The following is a 21,061-nucleotide window of genomic DNA, read 5'->3' as shown; positions in this document are numbered from 1 at the left end:
TCCTTATAACTCTATTTTCTGTTCACCTTTTATTAATTGGATATGGCAACAATCTTTACCAATTACTAAAGTATGCTTTACTACTTTCTCTCCATTTAGCAATCCGATAAAAGTAAGTTTATCCCCTTCGAATGATACTTTATCCATTTCGTCATCAGAAGCAACAGGGTAAATCCCATTAGGGTTGCCTATTAAATCTTTGTCAACTATAATTTTTTTATCTTCAATTTCAGTATAATATTCATCCAATTGCACAGGATTTCCTTCCGAATCAACGATCTCAAGTTTAATTACTTTAAACTCCATTGTGCAGATAATGGTAGGATCACAAGGATTTTCTTTGGTAGTTTTCTTTTGATTCTGGCAGGTAGCTGCTAAGGAAAAAAAGCAAAAAATAACAAATAATTTTTTCATAAATTCTTTAAAATCAATTTAGTTTCTCCTTGAATCAACTCAACATGACAACAGTCATGACCGATTAGCATTTGATGTTCAATAACATTTTTACCCTCTATCTCACCTACGAAAACTAATACTGATCCTTCTTGATTTAATTCTTCCAACTCCGCATCCGTAATTACTGGATAGAGCCCATTTTCTTGCTGAAAAGTATTTCTTGAAAATTCGAACTTTTTCCTAGAATCAAAAAATGTATAAAAGTTATCCAGTTCTACATATTCTCCATTATCATCCACTATTTCCAATTCTACTGATCTAAACTCCTCTGTACATATTCTAGATTCTAAATTACAATCTTCAAGAGAATTAGACTCCTCTTCACAAGAAAAGAATAGGAAAGCTGAAATTAAGACAAATAAGTTGTAGTAAACTTTCATTGATTTTCCATTTGTAACTTAACGATGTCTGCCTTCTAATATTTTGATCACATCCTTTAGTTTGTATCCTTTGGCTTGTAAAAGAATAAGATAATGAAATAATAAATCAGCTGATTCATTCAAGAATAATTCTTCATTATTATCTTTTGCTTCTATAACCACTTCAACAGCTTCCTCTCCGACTTTTTGTGCAACCTTATTTATACCCTTATCAAATAAACTTTTAACATATGATTTTTCATTATCTCCATTCTTTCTTCCCTCAATTACTTGTTCTAATTTATTAAGAAATCCGAATCCTTCATTCTTTTCATCCCAGCAGGTATCAGCACCAGTATGACATGTTGGTCCGTCAGGAATAGCTTTTATCAAAAAAGTATCTTGGTCACAGTCAAGAGAGATATCTACAAGATTTAAATAATTTTCTGAAGATTCACCTTTAGTCCAAAGTCTTTGTTTTGATCTACTATAAAAGGTTACCTTACCAGAAGATTGTGTTTTCTCAAGTGCTTCTTCATTCATATAGCCAAGCATCAATACTTTGCCTGTGATATCATCCTGAATAATGGCAGGTAGCAAACCATTTTCACCTTTTGAAAAATCGGGTTTTAACATATTAAATAGTATTTTATATAAGGATTAAATCCTAGTAGGAATATTTTTGTTCGATAAATAGTTTTTTAGATCTGGAATTCCAATCTCTTTAAAATGGAAAATACTGGCAGCTAATGCAGCATCAGACTTCCCTTTTGTAAAGGTATCATAAAAATGTTGCATATTTCCTGCACCACCAGAAGCAATGATAGGGACGTTTACCAATTCAGAAATTTTCGCGAGTAATTCATCCGCAAATCCTGCTTTGGTTCCATCATGATCCATTGAAGTTAATAATATTTCTCCAGCCCCTAAATCAACTGCTTTTTTAATCCAATCTTCAGTTTTTAAATCAGTTGGTTTTGATCCACCATGGGTGTGAACTATATTTTCGCCCATTACATTTCTTGAATCAACGGCAACTACTATGCATTGTGATCCAAACTCATCAGCCATTTCTTTAATAATAGTTGGATTACGTACTGCTGCGGAATTGATCGAAACTTTATCGGCTCCTGCAGCGAGAAGTAATGAAACGTCTTCAACGGTACTAATTCCTCCTCCCACTGTAAAAGGAATATTGATTGCTTCTGCAACTTTCTCGACTAACTCAACAAGAGTTTTTCGCTTTTCATTAGTAGCTGTAATATCAAGAAAAACCAGTTCATCGGCACCTTCAGCTGCATAAATCTTAGCTAACTCAACTGGATCACCAGCATCTCTTAATTCAACAAAATTAACCCCTTTTACAGTTCTGCCATCTTTAATGTCCAAACAAGGAATTATTCTTTTAGTCAGCATAAATTATAATGATTTGAAATCTGATAAATTAATCCTCTTTTCATAAATAGCCTTTCCTACAATAGCACCGTATAGATTCATCTCCTTCAATTTTTTGAGGTCATCTAGATTACTCACTCCTCCACTTGCAATCAATTTAATCTCAGGAAATCGTTTAATTATATTTTCATATAAATCATTAGCTGTACCTTGAAGTGCACCATCTTTTGAAACATCAGTACAAATTACATATTTCAAGCCTTTTGCTAAATAGTGATCAAGAAAATCAAAAATATGCTTATCAGAACTTTCTTGCCATCCATGAATCGCTATTTTTTCATCTTTGACATCAGCTCCTAAAATAATTTTCTCTCCACCAAACTCTTGAATCCATTCTGTAAATAAAGATTCATTTTTAACTGCTATACTGCCCCCTGTAATTTGATTTGCTCCTGCCTCAAATACGGCATTGATCTCCTCAGTACTTTGGACACCACCACCAAAATCTATGGTTAGATTCGTTTGATTGGAAATTGTTTTTAAAACGTCTAGGTTAACTACCTTTTTAGCTTTGGCTCCATCTAAATCTACTAAATGTAATCTCTTTAAACCTGCTTGTTCAAATTCTTGTGCTACTTCAAGAGGATTACTATTATATTCTTTTTTTTGATTATAATCACCTTTTGTTAATCTAACACACTTTCCATCAATTATATCTATAGCGGGTATTATATGCATTGATTTATATTTCAAATAAAAAATTTCTTAAAAACTGATCTCCGGCTTCAGCACTTTTTTCGGGATGTGGCTGAATAGCATAGTAATTATCCTTTTTCAACGCATTACTGAAAGGAACCATATAATTAGTTTCAGAAATGGTTTGATCACATACTTCCGCATAGTAGGAATGCACGAAGTAAAAGTATGCAGGTGATGCAATTCCTTTAAATATTGGATCATCTGAAATACTAGCGGTATTCCAACCCATATGCGGAACTTTTAAATCCATTGGGAATTTCTTAACCTTAGCATCAAATATATTAAGACAAGCAGTATCTCCTTCTTCTGTATGGCTACATAGCAACTGCAAGCCTAAACAAATTCCTAAAAATGGATTTTTGATAGACTTAATTACCTGATCAAGTTCTCTTTCCTTTAAATATTTCATAGCCGAAGAAGCTTCCCCCTGTCCAGGAAATATAACTCTATCCGCTGAAAGTATTTCTTCAGGATTATCTGTAAGATGGCCTTCTAACCCCATTCGTTTTAAGGCAAGCATAACCGATTTAATATTTCCGGCATTGTACTTAATAACTGCTACCTTCATCTAGTCTTAAATTTTCAGAAATTATAAAATTTGACAAATATGGTTATGTATAACTCATATTTTTAAAACACAAATTTAGGCTTATCTGTATAGTAAAAAACCTTTTTTAGTTTATTAATTTGAAGTGAAATATTTTAATCTAAAAATGAGTGGATTTTAGAATGAGGTTTTCGTAAATATTCTATAAAAGAAAAAGGGCTCAAATAAGCCCAATGTATCATTGTATTAATATCTTCTTCTTTTAAGAAAATTAAACATACCACCTCTTCCTCGATTTGGTTTTATATTAAATTTCTTACCTCCGACACCAAAAACTTTATTTAAGAATTCACCTTGAATGTAAAACTCAGCTTTTACATTGAAAATCAAGTAATAATCGTTATCCTCAGGGTTCCCTCTTATTTCCCCCCTCCCTGTTGGATCTGATAATGCTAAAGCAGTTATGTCCTCAGGATTATTTAAATCAAATTGATCAAGACTTGGATAGCCTCTTCCGTTTACTCCACTTACATCATCTAAGTAATCCGTGAAAGTTATACGATTACTTACCTGAGCGGTAATATCCATAAAGTCATTTACTTTCACTCGAACTCCAGCTCCAACAGGTATCACAACTGCAAATCTTCCATAGGTATTAGGCCTTTCAGTTTGATATTGTCTTAAATACACCATTTCACCAGCTCTTGGAACAGTTCCTAGCGAATCAACAGGATCACCAGCTTGGTTTCTAACAAATTCAGGCACTTCTGCTTTAGGGGCATAAAATAAAACGCCTACACCTGCAAAAACAAAAGGATTAATCAATCTTCTTTGAGTAAATCTTGTGGCGGTAGGAAACAATGAAATTGAGGCTGTTGCAGTTAATTCCATATTATCAGAAACAAATGACAAGCCTCTGCTTCTTGTATTTAATTCAGGATCAATATCTAAGTCGTTACCAGATAATTGAAAAGCCATATAATTAATACCTGCATGCACTCTATTGGAAAATCTGTAATGAATTCCTCCGATTACATTCAATTTGGTATCAAAATACGAACCAGGATTTGTTAAATCTCCTAAACCTCTAGCATAGCCCAAACCTCCAGAAGCTAGCCATTTTCTATTTATTCTATTAGAATAAAAGGCTTGTCCGTACAGCTCAGTACCAATAAATGCTAAAATCGATATTAGGAGTATCTTTTTCATAATATTCTACCAAGAACAAATATAAATATTTTTTTAGATAATACTTTAAGTGAATACTTTAATCCTTTAATAAATAATACATGAAAATTTATTTATTGTGTTTTCCTGTATTAATAGATACAAATTAATCTATTTTTTGTTTTTTTGAATATGTTAAAATTAGCTGCTATTGACATTGGCTCAAATGCCATCAGAATTCAACTATCAAGAGTAACAATATTTGAAGGAAACATAACTTTTAAAAGATTAGAATATGTACGTTTCCCTTTAAGACTAGGGCAAGATGTATTTACAACTGGTAAAATAAGCCCTGATTCTGAAGCTAAATTTATAAAACTTATGCAGGCCTTTAAACTTCTGATTGATTTATATGAAGTAGATGATTATATGGGTTGTGCTACCTCTGCCATGAGAGAATCAGACAATGGTAGAGAAATCATTCAAAAGGTAAATGAAAGTTTAGATTTAGAGATTGATATTATTGATGGTGATCAGGAAGCTGAAATGATTAACAAAGCCATATTTCCTTATATGGATGACAAAGCATATTTACATATAGATGTTGGTGGTGGAAGTACTGAATTCAATTTTTATCAGAATAATCAAAAGTTACTTTCTCGCTCTTTTAAAATTGGCTCCGTCAGACATCTGGAAACAAACAGCGCCCATCATATGTGGGATGAAATGAAAAAATGGATTGAACAAAAAGTAATTCAAAAATCTGTTAAAATTCATGCCATTGGAACAGGAGGTAATATTAATAAAGTTCAAGACTTGACGGGTAAGAAGCCAGGAAAACCAATTAGCCTTAAGAAAGTAAAAGAAACCCAGGCTTATATTAAGGGCTTTAATATGGATGAGCGAATCAATAAACTACAATTTAATCCAGATCGAGCAGATGTAATTATTCCCGCATTAGATATTTACATAAACGCCATGATTTGGTCAAAGTCACAATCGATAATAGTGCCCGATAGTGGTTTAAAAGATGGTATTATGCAGCTACTTTATGAAAGAAATAAAGAAAAACTGAATTGATTATTTAGCAGCTACAGCTTCTACCTCTACTAATAACTCAGGGCGAGCTAGTTTGTAAACCCCGATCGTGGAACGGGCTACCTTATTAGGATTATTTTCATTATTAAAATATTCACCATAAGCTTTAAACCAAGCATCAAAGTCAACTTCACCTGTTGAATCTGGAGCAATATAAACTCTTAAAAAGAAAACATCTTTCATGGTATAGCCTTCCGCTTCAATAGTAGTTTTTATTCTCCTTAAAACCCCGATACTTTGCTCATAGGTATTACCATATTTAGACATATCGCCAGGCTTAGCATTTGGATTTTTGACTTCACTCACCAAACCGGATGTATAAAAAACATCTTTATTCGCAGGAAGATGTACTCCTTTTAATATACTTGATTCAGGGCGATCAACTCTTACAATTTCTTTATTTGCTTCTTGAGATTGACATGCAGCAAGAGAAAGTAATATAAAACAACCTATATATAGATTAATCTTCATTTTTCGATATTTTAAAATTTAATTGCTTAAGAATTGACAACTGCAATATAAAAATATTGTCATTATTATCAGGATTACCGAAAGCTGATATATTATCAAGATAATCAGTCTGTGGATTTATGAATCCGGTTCTAAGTTGAAAACCAAATCCGTTCTCCAGGAAATAATAAGCATTAAGAGTAGTGGGTAAAATGAGTGAAAAATTAGCATACTCCTCTCCTTGCGACCTACTATCTAATTGATTTGCTAAATCGAAATTATTTTCATCGAAAACCGTAAACCTGCTAAAACCAAAACCCTGAGAAAGATAAATCGAGTAATTTGATTTCTTTATAAAATGAATACTGGGTTCTATATGAATTGATTGGTAGGTAGTTCTAGCAAAATCATTTATTTTAAATTCACTTTGATCAAAAAAACGAACTTGTCTGTTTTCAGCTTGAATCTCTCCCCCACTTATCCAAAATCCAACATTCAGCCATCTGTTTTTATTAAAATGCATAAAAGCTGAGATTTGAAATCCAGGTTGAGAATACTCTGGTTCCAAATCAGTTTTAGGAATAGCAGTTCCAAAACTTAAACCTACAAATTTATTTTCTCCTTGCCCTAAAACAGAAAAAGCAAATAGAAAATTGAAGATTATCAATATCTCTATTTGCTTTCTCATAGTTATAGTATTTAAATTTTATTACTTATTCTTCTTCAATTGTGTGAAGTCATAAGTTTCTAAAAATTTAGTTGTGAATTTACCTGATTTAAAGATTTCATTGTCCATCATTTCGATATGGAAAGGTATTGTGGTTTTAACGCCTTCAATTACAAATTCTTCCAATGCTCTCTTCATTCTAACCATTACTTCCTCTCTACTTTGCCCTGATACAATTAGTTTGGCGATCATTGAATCGTAAAAAGGAGGAATTGTATAGCCAGCATACACATGGCTGTCTACTCTTACGCCATGACCACCTGGTAAATGTAAATTTGTAATTTTTCCTGGACTTGGTCTAAAATCATTTGCAGGATCTTCCGCATTAATTCTACATTCCATCGCATATAGATGAGGGAAGTAATTTTTACCTGAAATGGTTAAACCAGCAGCAACTTTAATTTGCTCTTTGATAAGATCAAAATCAGTAACTTCTTCTGTAATCGGGTGCTCAACCTGAATACGTGTATTCATTTCCATGAAATAGAAGTTATTGTGCTTATCTAATAAGAATTCGATGGTTCCTGCACCTTCATAGCCAACTGCTTCAGCACCAGCTATAGCTGCTTTACCCATTTTTTCTCTAAGCTCATCTGTCATGACAGGACAAGGAGTTTCCTCAATCAATTTCTGGTGCCTTCTCTGAATAGAACAATCTCTCTCAGATAAATGGCATGCTTTACCATTTTTATCACCCACGATTTGAACCTCAACGTGACGTGGCTCCTCTACAAATTTTTCTAAATAAAGCCCTTCATTTCCAAAAGATGCGCCTGCTTCCTGACGAGCAGAATCCCATGCTTTTTTGAATTCATCTTCCTTATTTACGATACGCATACCTTTACCTCCACCACCTGCTGTAGCTTTAAGGATAACAGGGTAGCCCATATCTTTAGCAATCTTCTTACCTTCTTCTATACTTTCAAGAATGCCTTCTGAACCTGGGATTGTAGGAACACCAGCAGCTTTCATAGTAGCTTTAGCAGTGGCCTTATCTCCCATTTTGCTGATCATATCAGGATCTGCACCAATGAATTTTATTCCGTATTCAGCACAAATTTTTGAAAACTCAGCATTTTCAGATAAGAATCCATAACCAGGGTGAATAGCATCAGCATTTGTAATTTCGGCAGCTGAAATTATATTAGGTATATTTAAATAAGAATCTTTACTAGCTGCTGGCCCTATGCATACTGCCTCGTCAGCAAATCTCACGTGTAAACTATCTTTATCAGCCAGTGAATAAACTGCCACTGTACTAATTCCCATTTCTTTGCAAGTTCTGATAATTCGCAAAGCAATTTCACCTCTATTGGCAATTAATATCTTTTTAAACACAATATTTATTTTTTAATGAAACATTATACTTCTCTTGATGAATTTTTATCAAGAAGGATCCACTAAAAATAATGGCTGATCGTATTCAACTGGAGTGGCGTTGTCTACTAAGATTTTAACAATTTTACCTGAAATATCAGATTCGATTTCATTAAAAAGCTTCATAGCTTCTACTATACATACTGTATCCCCCGCTTTAACTGAATCACCAACATTAACAAATGCAGGAGAATCAGGATTAGGTGTTCTGTAGAAAGTTCCAATCATTGGAGATTTAATAGCAACATATTTATCATCATCAGAAGCTGCCGCTTTATCGCCACCACCAGAACTTGGTGCAGGAGTTTCAACAGGAGCAGAAGCCGGTGCTGGTGTAGGAGCTGCAGCTGGTTGAGGTGCAGGTGCTGCTGCTTGAATCACTTTAGCTTCCGTATTCTTTTTAACTTTAATTTTAAATTCTTCTGTTTCAATATTTACTTCATCCAATCCGGACTTAGAAATAAAATCAATAAGGTCTTGAATCTCTTTCGCTTTCATAGCAATTGGTTTAGTTAAAAGTCAAAATTTCTTAAATAATTATTTTTTTACCCTCTCTGAATAAGAACGGGTTCTTGTATCTACTTTAATAACTTCATCTTGATCGATGAATAAAGGCACTTTTACTTCAGCTCCTGTTTCTACTGTTGCAGGTTTAGTAGCATTTGTAGCGGTATCACCTTTGATGCCTGGCTCAGTATAAGTTACTTTCATTTCAACAAATGGAGGCAACTCACAACTTAATGGCTTTTCAGTTTCTGCATGAATTAAAATATCAACTTCTTGCCCTTCTTTATACAAATCAGAGTTTTCAATGTTCTCTTCAGGAATAGAAATCTGTTCGAAAGTTTCTGTATCCATGAAGTGCATTCCTATATCATCCTTGTATAAGAATTGGTGAGGTCTTCTTTCAATTCTTGCAGTAGTTACTTTATGTCCTGAAGAAAATGTGTTATCTAAAACTTTCCCAGTTGTAAGACTTTTTAATTTAGTACGAACAAAAGCAGGCCCTTTTCCTGGCTTTACGTGTTGAAATTCTACTATTGTAAATAAGTCGTTATTATATTCAATGCAAAGACCATTTTTGAAATCTGAAGTATCTGCCATTTTAAAATAAAATTAAATTTAATGATATTAATTTGAATCGTAAGCCCATTTTATATAAACGGAGCCCCATGTAAATCCTCCGCCAAATGCCGCAAGGATAATATTATCCCCTTTTTTCATTTGTTTTTCATATTCCCATAAACATAAAGGAATAGTACCACTGGTTGTATTACCAAATTTATGAATATTGAGCATCACTTTGTCAGAATTGACCCCCATTCGGTTAGCAGTAGCATCTATAATTCTTTTGTTAGCTTGATGAGGAACTAACCAAGCTACATCTTCTGAAGTCAATTCATTTTTAGCCATAATTTCAGCAGCAACTTCTGCCATATTCGTTACAGCAAATTTAAATACTTGACTCCCTTCTTGATATACATAATGTTCTTTAGCCGCTAAGGTCTCAGCAGACGCAGGTTTCCTGCTCCCTCCTGCTTTCATGTGTAAGAACTGTTCTCCAGAACCATCTGAATGAAGTATTGAGTCTTTTATCCCAAAACCTTCTTCATTAGGCTCTAATAAAATTGCTCCGCCACCATCACCAAAAATGATACAAGTCTGTCTATCTTCATAATCAATAATGGAAGACATTTTATCAGCACCCACGACTATCACCTTTTTATACTTACCTGTTTCGATAAATTGAGATCCTGTAGCTAAAGCAAACAAAAAGCCTGAGCAAGCTGCTTGTATATCATAGCTGAAGGCATTAACTGCGCCTACATTGTTGCTAATAATATTTGCAGTAGCAGGGAAAAGCATATCTGGAGTAGTAGTAGCACAAATCAATAAGTCAATATCCTCAGCTTTTGTACCTGTTTTTTCCAATAAACCTTTAACAGCCTCAGTACCAATTACTGAAGTACCTTGGTTTTCACCTTTAAGAATTCTTCTTTCTTTAATGCCAGTACGGGAAGTAATCCACTCATCATTAGTTTCGACCATAGTCTCTAACTCTTTGTTAGTCAACACATAGTCAGGAACCCATCCATGAACTCCGGTAATAGCTGCAGTTATTTTAGTCATTTGTTGATTGTAGTTTCTTTGGCTATTGAATTGCTAATATATATAATATTGAATTGAAGCCCGACAAATTTAGGAGAAATGAATAGGTCAACAATCAATGATACCAGAAACAGGTAAGAATAATCAAATTTTAACCTCTAAGAATTATAAAACTCAACTATTCAAAAAAGTATTGCCAATAAAAAAAGCTTTGCTTGAAAGCAAAGCTTTATATTTCATCTTGACTATAATTAAGCCAATACTTCTTTTTCCATTACTACATTACCTTTGTAGTAAAGTTTACCTTCGTGCCAGAAAGCTCTGTGTGGCAAATGCGCCTCGCCTGTAGTAGGACAAATCGCCAATAATTTTGCCGTTCCTTTTTTATGAGTCCTTCTTTTATCTCTTCTGGTTCTAGATATTTTTCTCTTAGGATGCGCCATTTTATTCTAATTTTTAATTCTTATTTCTTTTTTTTCAAATCTTTTAATGCTGCCCATCGCGGGTCAATTTCTTCTTCACTTTTTTCCTCCTCACTCGGATTATCATCAGCATTATCTATGTAAACATATTCATTATGCTCTTCATCTTCTCCTAACTCATCGGGGTGAAGCTTTTTTAATGGAATTTGCAAAGCAATAGTTTCATAAATGAAATGGCCTACATTAATCACTTGTGTGTTTTTTGTAATTACCATTACATCCTCTTCTAACTCTTTTTCCTCTTCTCCATATTTATACAGCAACTTTTTGCTGATATCTATCGGGTATTCAAATTCTTCTAAACTTCTATCGCTCACAAGATCAAGATATCCTGAAAAATCGAAAGAGAGCTCCATTAAATTATCTCTTTTATCCAATAAGAGATCAATTTTTACTTCTCCACTATCAATCAAATCCCCTTCAAACTTGCTGAAAAAGTCTTTATCAGCAGAAAACTTATATTCATGCAGCTTGTTTCCAAGCTTATATACTTGAATGTCGAATTCTTTCAACTTTTCCATCCCACCTGAATTAAGAGCGCAAAGATAAAAAGATTATTTGATATTACTAAATAGCTTTAAGAATATTCTTTTCTATTCTTTATGATATCGGATGCCAAGAACAAGGCTTGTCGCATAGAAGTTTCATCCGCCTGACCTTTTCCTGTTAAGTCATAAGCTGTTCCATGGTCTGGTGAAGTACGTACAAAAGGTAAACCAGCAGTATAATTAACTCCATTTGAAAAGGCTAATGTTTTAAAAGGAATCAATCCTTGATCATGATACATAGCTAATACAGCATCAAAGTTTTTATACTGTTGATTTCCAAAAAAGCCATCAGCTGGAAAAGGACCAAAAACTAATTTCCCTTTTTCTTTCCTCTTTTCAATTAATGGTTTGATAAAGTCTTCTTCCTCATTTCCGATAACTCCACCATCGCCCGCATGTGGATTTAAGCCTAATACTGCTATTTTAGGTTTTTTGATTCCGAAATCCTGCTTTAAAGATTTTTCTAAAACATCTAATTTACTGTCAATTTTTTCTGCTGTAACCTTATTTGCTACATCTTGAATAGGAATATGCCCAGTTACCACCCCTACTCTCAAATCACCATCTACTAATAACATTAAACTGTCTTTAACTTCAGATTTCTGCGCTAAATACTCTGTATGTCCCGCAAAATTAAAATTATCGGACTGAATATTATTTTTATTGATTGGAGCCGTAACAATAGCATCAACATTTCCTGCAAGAGCATCATCAACAGCTTTTTCTATGCTGATAAAAGCATATTTACCTGCTTCCTCAGTAGATTGCCCCATGGTGATATTCACAGTTTCTTCCCATAAATTGAGAACATTCAATTTCTTGTCATTTAGTTCTTCCAATTTTTTTAATTGAAAATAATTGAAATCACGAATGTTTAGAGCTTTTCTATAATAGGACAATATTTTACCTGAACCATACACCACTGGAGTCATCAATTTCAAAATTCTATTGTCTTCTAAAGCTTTAATGATCACTTCAGGAGCAATACTATTTACATCTCCAATAGTAATAGCAATTGTTGGTTTATTATTTTCTTCCATATCTTAAATCAGAACTTGAAGCTGAATTTTGAAATAATTATGATTAAATTCTGTGCAATTTAGTTTTTTTTTATCTGCTTTGAAAAATGAAGGGAGTTCGAGCGAAAAAACATCTAGGTCAACATTTCTTAAAAGACCAAAATATTGCCAACAAAATTGTGGAAAGTTTAAGCGGTCATCAATCCTATAATAAATTATTAGAGATTGGTCCTGGCACGGGTGTTTTGAGTGATATTTTAATTCAACAAAATATTTATGATTTATTATTTATGGATGTTGATCAGGAATCCATTGATTATCTAAAAGATCAACATCCTGATTATTCCGATCAATTCATTTTGGAAGATTTTTTAAGAATGGATGTATCAAAATACTTTAATGAGCCATTCGGAATAATTGGCAACTTTCCATATAATATTTCATCACAAATTTTCTTTAAAGTTTTAGAGTATAGAAATCAAATTCCTGAAGTGGTAGGAATGATTCAAAAAGAAGTGGGAGAAAGGATAGCTTCAAAAGAGGGGAATAAAACTTATGGCATATTAAGCGTATTAATTCAAGCTTTTTATGATGTTGAATATTTATTTTCAGTACCTCCTAATGTATTTAATCCGCCTCCGAAGGTAACTTCAGCAGTATTAAGATTAAAAAGAAATGAAACTGAAACTTTAGATTGTGATGAAAAGTTGTTTTTCAGGGTTGTAAAGCAAGGTTTTAATAATCGTAGGAAAACATTACGCAATGCATTAAAAAGTTTTGATTTAACAACTGAACAAAAGTCACTAGATTTACTTGATAAAAGAGCCGAACAACTCACCGTTAACGATTTTGTAGAATTAACTAATCTGCTAGCAGATGGAGAATCTTGAACAACAAGAACATATTGATCAGTTTGAACTATCGAAAGAGTATTTTGAGAAATTACAACTTGCCATAAATGGAAAGGATGAAAATTTCATAAAAAATACACTAGAAGGGACTAATCCTGCAGATATTTCAACTATCCTGCTTGAATTTAATACTGAAGAATCAAGATATGTTTTGGATGTATTGGAGAACGAAGTCAGTGCTGAAGTCATTAATGATTTAGATGAAGATGTCCGTTCTAAATATCTGAAGGAGTTTGAGTCGGTTGAAATCGCAGCCATGCTTAATGAACTCGATTCTGATGATGCGGTGGATATTATTAATGAACTACCGCTTAAAGATCGAGAAGAAGTAATTGCTTCCCTTGATAATAAAGAAAAAGCAAAAAACATTCTGGACTTACTTCGCTACGAAGAAGATGTAGCGGGTGGTTTGATGGCTAAAGAATTGATTAAAGCCAACGTGAATTGGTCAATTAATCAGTGTATAGATGAAATCAGAAGACAAGCAGAAAATGTTGAAAAAATTTATTCTGTTTATGTAGTAGATGATCAAAACATATTATTAGGTAGAGTTTCTTTGAAAAAAATTATACTAGCCGATGATCATTTGAAAGTAAAGGATCTGTATGATGATGATGTGATTTCAGTAGAAACCTATATGGACGAGGTAGATGTAGCTGAAGTAATGCGTAAATACGATTTAGATGCCGTGCCGGTAGTAAATGTGCAGGGAAAATTGATGGGCCGCATTACGATTGATGATATCGTAGATGTTATTACAGAATTGGCGGAGGAAGAAAGACAAATGATGGCCGGTATTTCTGAAGATGTAGAGGAAGATGATAGCATCTGGATGCTCACACGCGCTCGATTGCCTTGGCTAATCATAGGTATGTTTGGGGGATTATTAGGCGCTCAGTTTATTGGTGTGTTTGAAGAGGATATTTTGTTGGTTCCCGCAATGGCTTTCTTTATTCCATTGATTACAGCAACCGGTGGAAATGTTGGAATTCAGTCCTCTTCTATAGTTTTACAAAGTTTGGCTAGCAAGTCAGTTTTTGATGATTCCTTCCTTAAAAGAATCACAAAAGTTTTAGTTATTGCTATATTAAATGGATTAGTTATTGCCGGAATAGTAATGGGAATGAATTTAATTTTAGGCCAAGAAGTAAAATTAGCCATTGTGGTGTCAACTGCATTATTTGCTGTAGTTCTGTTAGCCTCTTTTATGGGTACTGTTACCCCAATTGTGCTCGATAAATTTGGCATAAATCCCGCCCTAGCTGCAGGTCCATTTATTACCACCACTAATGATTTATTAGGATTATTGGTTTATTTCTCAGTAGCCCACTTTTTATATTAAGTTTTATGAAAGTTCTCATTATTGATGATATGCATGAAAGCATAATCACTTCATTAAATTCAATCAATATTGAAGTAGATTATAAGCCCAATATTACAAGAGATGAAATAATTTCATCAATCCATGGCTACCAGGGTATGATTGTAAGAAGTAAAACCCCTATTGATATAGAATTGCTCGGTCATTCAAAAGATTTAAAATTTATTGCTCGTGCTGGAGCAGGAGTAGATAATTTGGATGAAGAAGAATTAAACAATCGGAAAATCCATTTATTAAATGCGCCTGAAGGAAATAGAGATGCCTTAGCAGAACATGCTATTGGAATGATTTTAAATTTATTTAATAATATTAATAAGGCAGATCTTGAAGTTAGAAAAGGAATTTGGGATAGAGAGGGCAATAGAGGGATTGAATTAATGGGAAAAACTGTAGGCTTAATGGGGTTTGGCTATATGGGAGAAGCCTTTGCTAAACGTTTAAGTAGTTTTGGATGTAGAATTCTTGCATTTGATGATCAAAAATCTGGTTTTGGAAATGATTATGTTGAAGAGGTAAGTTTAGAAGAATTTAAAGCAGAATCTCAAATACTAAGCATACATATTCCTATGAATAAGCATAATAAAGGAATTGTTAATTATGAATTTCTAGATCAATTCAAAAAACTCGATTATATTCTTAATACAGCAAGGGGAGAAGTTTTAGTTTTAAAAGACTTAGTAAAATTATTGAAAGAAAAGAAAATAAAAGGCGCAGCCTTAGATGTTCTTGAAAACGAGAAAATTAAAAAATTAAAAGGTGATGAATTATCTGTTTTTCAAGAACTTAGTAAATTCAATCAAGTATTATTAACCCCACATATTGCAGGATGGTCATTTGAATCTTATAAAAAAATCAGTGAAGTTTTGTATCAAAAAATCAAATCATTGGTTAAAGAAGAAGATTTTGTATAGTTTTAAATAACTTTCTTACAAAAAATCTACAAAAGTGAGATACTGAGCTATTAAAAGTCTATGGACATTAAAGAATACAGAAATAAGGCAGAGGAAAAGATAAAAGAGATAATTGAGAAGCCAATTATGACTTCTTTTATTGTTCTTATTATTCTTACCATAGTAGTTCTAGGATTAAGTGCTCCATATTATTTTGATAACTTCCGCGACTTTTTCAAAGAAGTAATGGCTGAAGCCCACGGTATGATTTTCGATATCGCGATCATCGGTATTCTAATTTACTGGCTAAATGCTAACGGTGAAAAACAGCTGAGAATAAGAATGTATAAAGATGAAATTGATGACTTTAGGCAATGGGAATCAGAAGAAGCTGCTTTTAGAACGGTTGGTAACATCAAAAGACTTAACCGACACAACATTACAGAAATAAATCTAGTAAACTGCCATTTAACCAAAACCAATATGAGTCATGTTGATTTAACAGGCTCAAACTTAAATTCCTCAAATTTCAGTCATGCTAATGCAATAGAATGTAATTTTACTGGCACTAGGGCGAATCAAACAAATTTCGAAAATGCTAAAATGAATCAAGCTAACTTCGAGGGTGCTTTTGCAAGTGGGGCTAATTTTAAGGATGCATTTTTGATTAAAGCTAATTTCAAAAACGCGTTTTTAATAAAATCAGATTTTACAAATGCTTATCTAATGGAATCTGACTTAAGCAACTGCCATTTAACAGGAGCTGTATTTGACGAAGCCAGTTTGTATAAAGCAAATTTGAAAGGTGCTGAAGGATTAACTTTAGACCAGCTTAAAAAAGTAAAAACTCTATACTTAGCTGAACTTGATGAAGACATCAAGAAAGAAATTCAAGAACATTATCCAGAACTTTTAGGTAAGTAGAACGTTAATGCATCGTCTTGTTTTCAAGATTTAATTCATTTATATTTGTATCAAATATTCAGAAAACAAAAAAGACGGCTCATGCAAAATTGTGCCGTTTTTTATTTTATAGAAATTTCAATTTTTTTTAAAACAATGAGTAAAGTATCATACTACACAGAAGAAGGTTTGAAAAAAATGAAGGATGAACTTCATCATTTAAAAACCGTGGAAAGGCCAAAAGCTTCAGCTGATATTGCAGAGGCCAGAGACAAAGGAGACTTAAGCGAAAATGCAGAATATGATGCAGCTAAAGAAGCTCAAGGTTTACTTGAAATGAAAATCAATAAACTTGAAACCGTAATTGCGAATGCAAGAGTTATTAAAGAATCAGACGTTGATACTTCTAAAGTAGGATTACTAACCAAAGCTAAAATTAAAAACAAGAAAAATGGCATGGAAGTAACCTACACTATGGTTTCAGAAGAGGAGGCCAACCTCAAGGAAGGTAAAATTTCAATTAAATCGCCTATAGGGAAAGGGCTAATGGGGAAAAAAGTTGGTGAAGTTGCTGAAGTAGATGCACCGGCCGGAAAAATGGAATTTGAAGTTTTAGAAATCAGTTTGTAAATTATTTAGCCGAGTCATAAGATTCGGCTTTTTTATTAACATTATAATTATGGCTACTATATTCACTAAAATCATTAACAGAGAAATTCCAGGACATATTGTTGCTGAAGATGACAACTATATTGCTTTTCTTGATATTAATCCGCTCGTAATGGGGCATGTTTTAGTTGTACCAAAACAGGAAACGGACTATATATTTGATTTGGATGATGATGTATTAGCAGGTCTCCATGTTTTCTCAAAGAAGGTAGCTAAAGCCATTGAGAAATCTGTAAAATGTATTCGAATTGGGGTAGCTGTTATTGGTTTAGAAGTACCTCATGTTCACGTGCATTTAGTTCCTCTTAATTCCATGAATGACATTAATTTCAGCAAAGAAAAATTAAATCCTTCTCAAGAAGAATTAGAAAAAGTAACAAGTGAGATTAAAAATAATCTACAATAAAAATTCTTTTTAGATTACCAAAAGGGAGGCTCCTCCCCTACGCTATTTTCAAATTTAGTACAATCAAAACAATATTCTGGCACAGGGTCAGAAGGGCTAAACCTTTTACATGGAAGTTGAGCCTCATTTATACCTGTAAGAGCATAGTGAGGAATTTTAATACGGTAGGTTGCAACTGAAGAGACCGTAAAATAACCTAGCACTTTCTCTTCTACATTATTTAAGGATACAATATTACTACTTATTTGAGCAGGTAATGCACTAAATATTGAACCATCATTTTCATATTGCTGCTTTATTAGAGACCAAAATTCATAAGCCCCTGTCGTTAATGACTTTAGACGGACTTGAAAGCTATAAGCTTCCGTAAACCTCAATCCATCAGGGAGGTAAGTGATCTCATAATCTTTTACTAAACTATTATTTGAAAATTGGTCATCATGTAGGTTAATTTCCAATTCAGAAGCCTCTGTATTCCAGCAATACCTATTTTTAGTATCTAACATTGAAGGTTGGAATTTATACGTCCCTTGCCAATCAATCATAAAATACTCTTTTGCGGAATTATCCTTAAAGTTGCAAAAAACTTTGATCCCCTTCTCATTATATTCATGGGTGTTAGAAGTTACCAGTCTTTCTGCTTTTTGGTAATATGCAGAATCAATTTCACCACTAGGTAAAAGGGTTTCGATTGAGGATTCATACAGTTTATCTTGAGTGGTTCTAATTCTTAATTGATATTGCTCTCCAACTTCTCCAACAAATTCTGCAGGACAAGAAAAATATTGACCTGCTCTTTGTTCTTCAAAGAAATATTCATCACCTTGACTTGAGACTACACTTACTGTAGCTCCAGTCACTCTATCATTTACCAAAGTTTTATAATCAGCTGTTCGTTGTAAAACTACCTTGTAAGGCTCTTCTAAATCTGAAATTTCTGCAATTACCACCAAACGTGGGGATTCCACATCCACCTCAACATCTAGCGGATCAATACATCCAACCAAAAAAATTAATACACTTAAGAAAAGATGGGAAATTTTCATTTAAAATTTAAAATTATAGGTTACAGATGGAAAGGGGATCCCCAAAATGGCTAAACGATAAGCTTGTGGAGGTGCTCCATTTTGGTCTCTAAAAAATACTGAAAATGGATTTTTCCTACCATAAACGTTATACAATCCAATGGTCCAACTACTTTGTATTTTTTTATTATTGTTAGGTGAATCAAAATTTAAGGATAAATCTAGTCGATGATAGTCTGGAATTCGGTACTGATTCCTTTCAGAAAATTCAGCAATAGCAATTTCTCCCACTTCATATCTACTAATAGGGATACTCACTGGACGACCAGTACTATAAGTGAAATTTGCACTCAGACTCCATTTATCACTTAATACATAAGTAAGAATCGATGTGAGATCGTGTGGTTTATCGAAATAAGTTGGATATGCTTCACCATTATTAATAATTTCATTTTCGTAAATCCCTTTTGATTGAAAAAAAGATCTAGAATAAGTATAACTTAATCTACCTGATAAATCACCAGAAGATTTACTTATTGAAACTTCGGCCCCATAGGAATTGCCTAATCCGTTAATTAATTCCGTTTCAATGTAATTATTAAGAAGCAGATTAGCGCCATCTTTATAATCAATAGAATTTTGTACTGTCTTGTAATATACTTCAAAAGAACTTTGAAATAATTTATCATTAAAATTCCTGAAATAGCCTAAAGAAATTTGATCTCCGATCTGAGGTTTTATATTGGAATTACTTAACCTATATACATCAGTTGGAACAATAGCTGCATTATTTGCAATTAAATGCATATACTGTCTTGTTCTTTGATAACCAAGCTTTAATGATTGAACATTATCAATTTCATAATTCATTGAAAATCTTGGTTCGAATCCTCCGTAAGAAATGACTATTTCTCCATCTTTATAGAGATCCTCTCGAAGTATAGTATTTATAGACCTAGTATTCCCTTCCTCAAATATAAATGATGTAAATGGTCCAGTTTTCTGAAATAAACTATACCTAAGTCCTGCAATAAATTTAAGCTTATTAAATTCAAAATTATCCTCTATAAAAAACCCCCATTCCTGACCATTATCCGTCTGTAAATTGACATTACTTATAATTGACTCATTATTAGTAGGCCTTAAATCCCCAGGATTTAATTGGTATTTATTAAATTCTAATCCTAACTCAAAATATTGCTTATCTAAATCTACTCCTACCACAAGTTTTCCAGCCATATTTTCACTCCCAATTTCTAGTAAAAAATCTTGATTACTGTAGTTTCCATATACATTAGAAAAATTGTTTGAATAAGATATCAAGCTAGAGATATTAAAAACATTATTGAATTCGTATTGATAACTTAAAGTAGAAGAAAGGTTTCCATATCTATAGGTTGTATCCGATGAAAATGCAAACTCATCTGCTCCTTGATAAGCCGATAAGCTTAGCTTACTCTTATCTCCCATACGCCAAGTAATTTTTGAATTCAAATCATAAAATGATGCACTGCTATTATTTAATTGAGCATTATTTGCAACTTTTAACAACCAATCAGAATAAGTAGATCTAGCAGATATCAATAATCCCAACTTATCTTTTACAATCGGACTTTGCAGCGTTAATCTACTAGAAATAAGACCAACACCTCCACTAACTGTCAGTGAATCTTTTATTGGGTTTTGAGTTTCAACAGACAAAACAGACGAAATTCTACCTCCGTATTGTGCAGGAACACTTGCTTTATATAGTGTAACATTGTCAATCACATCTTGATTAAATACTGAAAAGAACCCAAAAAGGTGAGATGTAAAAAATATAGGTGCTCCATCTAATAAAACTAAATTTTGGCCTACAGAACCTCCTCGTACATTTATACCTCCTGATCCCTCTCCTACTGAACTTATGCCGGGTAGTGTAATAATACTTTTGATAACATCTACTTCTCCCATCATAGGTGGGATTTGTTTGATCGATTTAATGGATAATCTTTCAATTCCCATTGAAGCTGATTTTAGGCTAGAAACATCTCCAGATGATCTTACAGTTACCTCTGACAACTGTTGAACATCATCTTTCATTTGAAAATTTAAAACCAGACTTTGATCAATTTTAACTTTTTTCTTGATAGTTTTTTTACCAACTGCTGAAATTATTAATTCATATGAGCCTTTTTCAATTGAAAAGGAAAATTCTCCATTCACATCTGCAACAACTCCCTCTCTACCCTTATTCCATGAAATAGATGCACCAACAATGGCTTCTTTAGTATTCTTGTCGGTAATCTTCCCGAAGACTCTAAGTTGTGATGCCTGATAGGCAAAAGAATAGGTAATGGTAAAGAACAAAAATATAGTTAAGGAGTATAATCTCTTCATACTG

25 protein-coding genes are annotated in these 21,061 nt (G+C 33.1%); 7 read left to right on the top strand and 18 right to left on the bottom strand.

Going from position 1 to position 21,061, the window contains the following annotated elements; genetic code table 11:
• Positions 1-3: 3 nt before the first annotated feature.
• From QYS48_RS10825 to QYS48_RS10795, 7 genes are all read right to left on the bottom strand, one after another.
• A complete protein-coding gene (locus QYS48_RS10825; RefSeq protein WP_308355918.1) occupies positions 4-414 on the bottom strand; it encodes a hypothetical protein in 411 nt (136 codons plus the stop codon).
• Positions 411-836 carry a hypothetical protein gene (locus QYS48_RS10820; protein WP_308355917.1) on the bottom strand — a complete coding sequence of 142 codons (426 nt, stop codon included), beginning with the start codon at positions 834-836 and terminating at the stop codon, positions 411-413. Before QYS48_RS10820 ends, QYS48_RS10825 begins: the two co-directional genes overlap by 4 nt.
• An 18-nt stretch (positions 837-854) precedes the next feature.
• Positions 855-1,451 carry a bifunctional phosphoribosyl-AMP cyclohydrolase/phosphoribosyl-ATP diphosphatase HisIE gene (gene hisIE / locus QYS48_RS10815; protein ID WP_308355916.1) on the bottom strand — a complete coding sequence of 199 codons (597 nt, stop codon included), beginning with the start codon at positions 1,449-1,451 and terminating at the stop codon, positions 855-857.
• A 24-nt stretch (positions 1,452-1,475) separates the two neighbouring features.
• A complete protein-coding gene (gene hisF, locus QYS48_RS10810; protein ID WP_308355915.1) occupies positions 1,476-2,231 on the bottom strand; it encodes an imidazole glycerol phosphate synthase subunit HisF in 756 nt (251 codons plus the stop codon).
• A 3-nt stretch (positions 2,232-2,234) separates the two neighbouring features.
• Complete coding sequence (hisA, locus tag QYS48_RS10805) at positions 2,235-2,948, bottom strand: 1-(5-phosphoribosyl)-5-[(5-phosphoribosylamino)methylideneamino]imidazole-4-carboxamide isomerase (RefSeq protein ID WP_308355914.1); 714 nt, start codon at positions 2,946-2,948, stop codon at positions 2,235-2,237.
• Positions 2,949-2,952: 4 nt separating this feature from the next.
• A complete protein-coding gene (gene hisH / locus QYS48_RS10800) occupies positions 2,953-3,537 on the bottom strand; it encodes an imidazole glycerol phosphate synthase subunit HisH (protein WP_302123392.1) in 585 nt (194 codons plus the stop codon).
• A gap of 225 nt (positions 3,538-3,762) precedes the next feature.
• Positions 3,763-4,725 (bottom strand): hypothetical protein, encoded by a 963-nt coding sequence (locus tag QYS48_RS10795; protein WP_308355913.1) that lies wholly within the window; start codon positions 4,723-4,725, stop codon positions 3,763-3,765.
• Between the two features lie 150 nt (positions 4,726-4,875).
• Between QYS48_RS10795 and QYS48_RS10790 the strand changes: the two genes are divergently transcribed.
• On the top strand, positions 4,876-5,763 hold the full coding sequence (locus QYS48_RS10790) for a phosphatase (RefSeq protein WP_308355912.1): 888 nt from the start codon (positions 4,876-4,878) through the stop codon (positions 5,761-5,763).
• On the opposite strand, the gene QYS48_RS10785 is transcribed toward QYS48_RS10790, so the two are convergent.
• The 9 genes from QYS48_RS10785 to pdxA all read right to left on the bottom strand — a co-directional run bounded on the left by QYS48_RS10785 (position 5,764) and on the right by pdxA (position 12,514).
• Positions 5,764-6,252 (bottom strand): RidA family protein, encoded by a 489-nt coding sequence (locus QYS48_RS10785; protein WP_308355911.1) that lies wholly within the window; start codon positions 6,250-6,252, stop codon positions 5,764-5,766.
• Entirely contained in the window at positions 6,242-6,919 is a 678-nt protein-coding gene (locus tag QYS48_RS10780; RefSeq protein ID WP_308355910.1) for a hypothetical protein, read from the bottom strand. Before QYS48_RS10780 ends, QYS48_RS10785 begins: the two co-directional genes overlap by 11 nt.
• 21 nt (positions 6,920-6,940) lie before the next feature.
• Complete coding sequence (accC, locus tag QYS48_RS10775) at positions 6,941-8,296, bottom strand: acetyl-CoA carboxylase biotin carboxylase subunit (RefSeq protein ID WP_308355909.1); 1,356 nt, start codon at positions 8,294-8,296, stop codon at positions 6,941-6,943.
• 48 nt (positions 8,297-8,344) lie between these two features.
• The gene (gene accB / locus QYS48_RS10770) at positions 8,345-8,833 is read right to left on the bottom strand and encodes an acetyl-CoA carboxylase biotin carboxyl carrier protein (RefSeq protein WP_308355908.1); all 489 of its coding nucleotides are present in this window, start codon (positions 8,831-8,833) and stop codon (positions 8,345-8,347) included.
• A 39-nt stretch (positions 8,834-8,872) separates the two neighbouring features.
• Positions 8,873-9,439: an elongation factor P gene (gene efp / locus QYS48_RS10765; protein WP_308355907.1), complete on the bottom strand. Its 567-nt coding sequence runs from the start codon at positions 9,437-9,439 to the stop codon at positions 8,873-8,875.
• A gap of 27 nt (positions 9,440-9,466) precedes the next feature.
• A complete protein-coding gene (locus QYS48_RS10760) occupies positions 9,467-10,465 on the bottom strand; it encodes a beta-ketoacyl-ACP synthase III (protein WP_308355906.1) in 999 nt (332 codons plus the stop codon).
• Between the two features lie 230 nt (positions 10,466-10,695).
• Positions 10,696-10,887 (bottom strand): 50S ribosomal protein L32, encoded by a 192-nt coding sequence (gene rpmF, locus QYS48_RS10755; RefSeq protein WP_013455314.1) that lies wholly within the window; start codon positions 10,885-10,887, stop codon positions 10,696-10,698.
• A gap of 20 nt (positions 10,888-10,907) precedes the next feature.
• A complete protein-coding gene (locus QYS48_RS10750) occupies positions 10,908-11,447 on the bottom strand; it encodes a DUF177 domain-containing protein (protein ID WP_308355905.1) in 540 nt (179 codons plus the stop codon).
• Positions 11,448-11,503: 56 nt separating this feature from the next.
• On the bottom strand, positions 11,504-12,514 hold the full coding sequence (gene pdxA / locus QYS48_RS10745; RefSeq protein WP_308355904.1) for a 4-hydroxythreonine-4-phosphate dehydrogenase PdxA: 1,011 nt from the start codon (positions 12,512-12,514) through the stop codon (positions 11,504-11,506).
• An 86-nt stretch (positions 12,515-12,600) separates the two neighbouring features.
• On the opposite strand from pdxA, the gene rsmA reads away from it, so the two are divergent.
• The 6 genes from rsmA to QYS48_RS10715 all read left to right on the top strand — a co-directional run bounded on the left by rsmA (position 12,601) and on the right by QYS48_RS10715 (position 17,653).
• Complete coding sequence (gene rsmA / locus QYS48_RS10740; RefSeq protein ID WP_308355903.1) at positions 12,601-13,383, top strand: 16S rRNA (adenine(1518)-N(6)/adenine(1519)-N(6))-dimethyltransferase RsmA; 783 nt, start codon at positions 12,601-12,603, stop codon at positions 13,381-13,383.
• Entirely contained in the window at positions 13,370-14,746 is a 1,377-nt protein-coding gene (mgtE, locus tag QYS48_RS10735; RefSeq protein WP_308355902.1) for a magnesium transporter, read from the top strand. The genes rsmA and mgtE overlap by 14 nt, the downstream gene beginning before the upstream one ends.
• A gap of 5 nt (positions 14,747-14,751) precedes the next feature.
• Positions 14,752-15,696 carry an NAD(P)-dependent oxidoreductase gene (locus tag QYS48_RS10730; RefSeq protein WP_308355901.1) on the top strand — a complete coding sequence of 315 codons (945 nt, stop codon included), beginning with the start codon at positions 14,752-14,754 and terminating at the stop codon, positions 15,694-15,696.
• A 60-nt stretch (positions 15,697-15,756) separates the two neighbouring features.
• Complete coding sequence (locus QYS48_RS10725; protein ID WP_302101824.1) at positions 15,757-16,599, top strand: pentapeptide repeat-containing protein; 843 nt, start codon at positions 15,757-15,759, stop codon at positions 16,597-16,599.
• 135 nt (positions 16,600-16,734) lie between these two features.
• A complete protein-coding gene (greA, locus tag QYS48_RS10720) occupies positions 16,735-17,208 on the top strand; it encodes a transcription elongation factor GreA (protein ID WP_302101825.1) in 474 nt (157 codons plus the stop codon).
• A 49-nt stretch (positions 17,209-17,257) separates the two neighbouring features.
• Positions 17,258-17,653, top strand: a complete 396-nt coding sequence (locus tag QYS48_RS10715) for an HIT family protein (RefSeq protein WP_308355900.1) — start codon at positions 17,258-17,260, stop codon at positions 17,651-17,653.
• 14 nt (positions 17,654-17,667) lie between these two features.
• On the opposite strand, the gene QYS48_RS10710 is transcribed toward QYS48_RS10715, so the two are convergent.
• Positions 17,668-18,699 (bottom strand): DUF4249 domain-containing protein, encoded by a 1,032-nt coding sequence (locus QYS48_RS10710; protein ID WP_308355899.1) that lies wholly within the window; start codon positions 18,697-18,699, stop codon positions 17,668-17,670.
• A complete protein-coding gene (locus tag QYS48_RS10705) occupies positions 18,700-21,057 on the bottom strand; it encodes a TonB-dependent receptor (RefSeq protein ID WP_308355898.1) in 2,358 nt (785 codons plus the stop codon). It lies immediately after the preceding gene.
• Positions 21,058-21,061 lie beyond the last annotated feature (4 nt).

This window comes from Marivirga arenosa (assembly GCF_030503895.2).
Lineage (GTDB): Bacteria > Bacteroidota > Bacteroidia > Cytophagales > Cyclobacteriaceae > Marivirga > Marivirga arenosa.
This window is presented reverse-complemented; position numbering and strand designations above follow the sequence as displayed.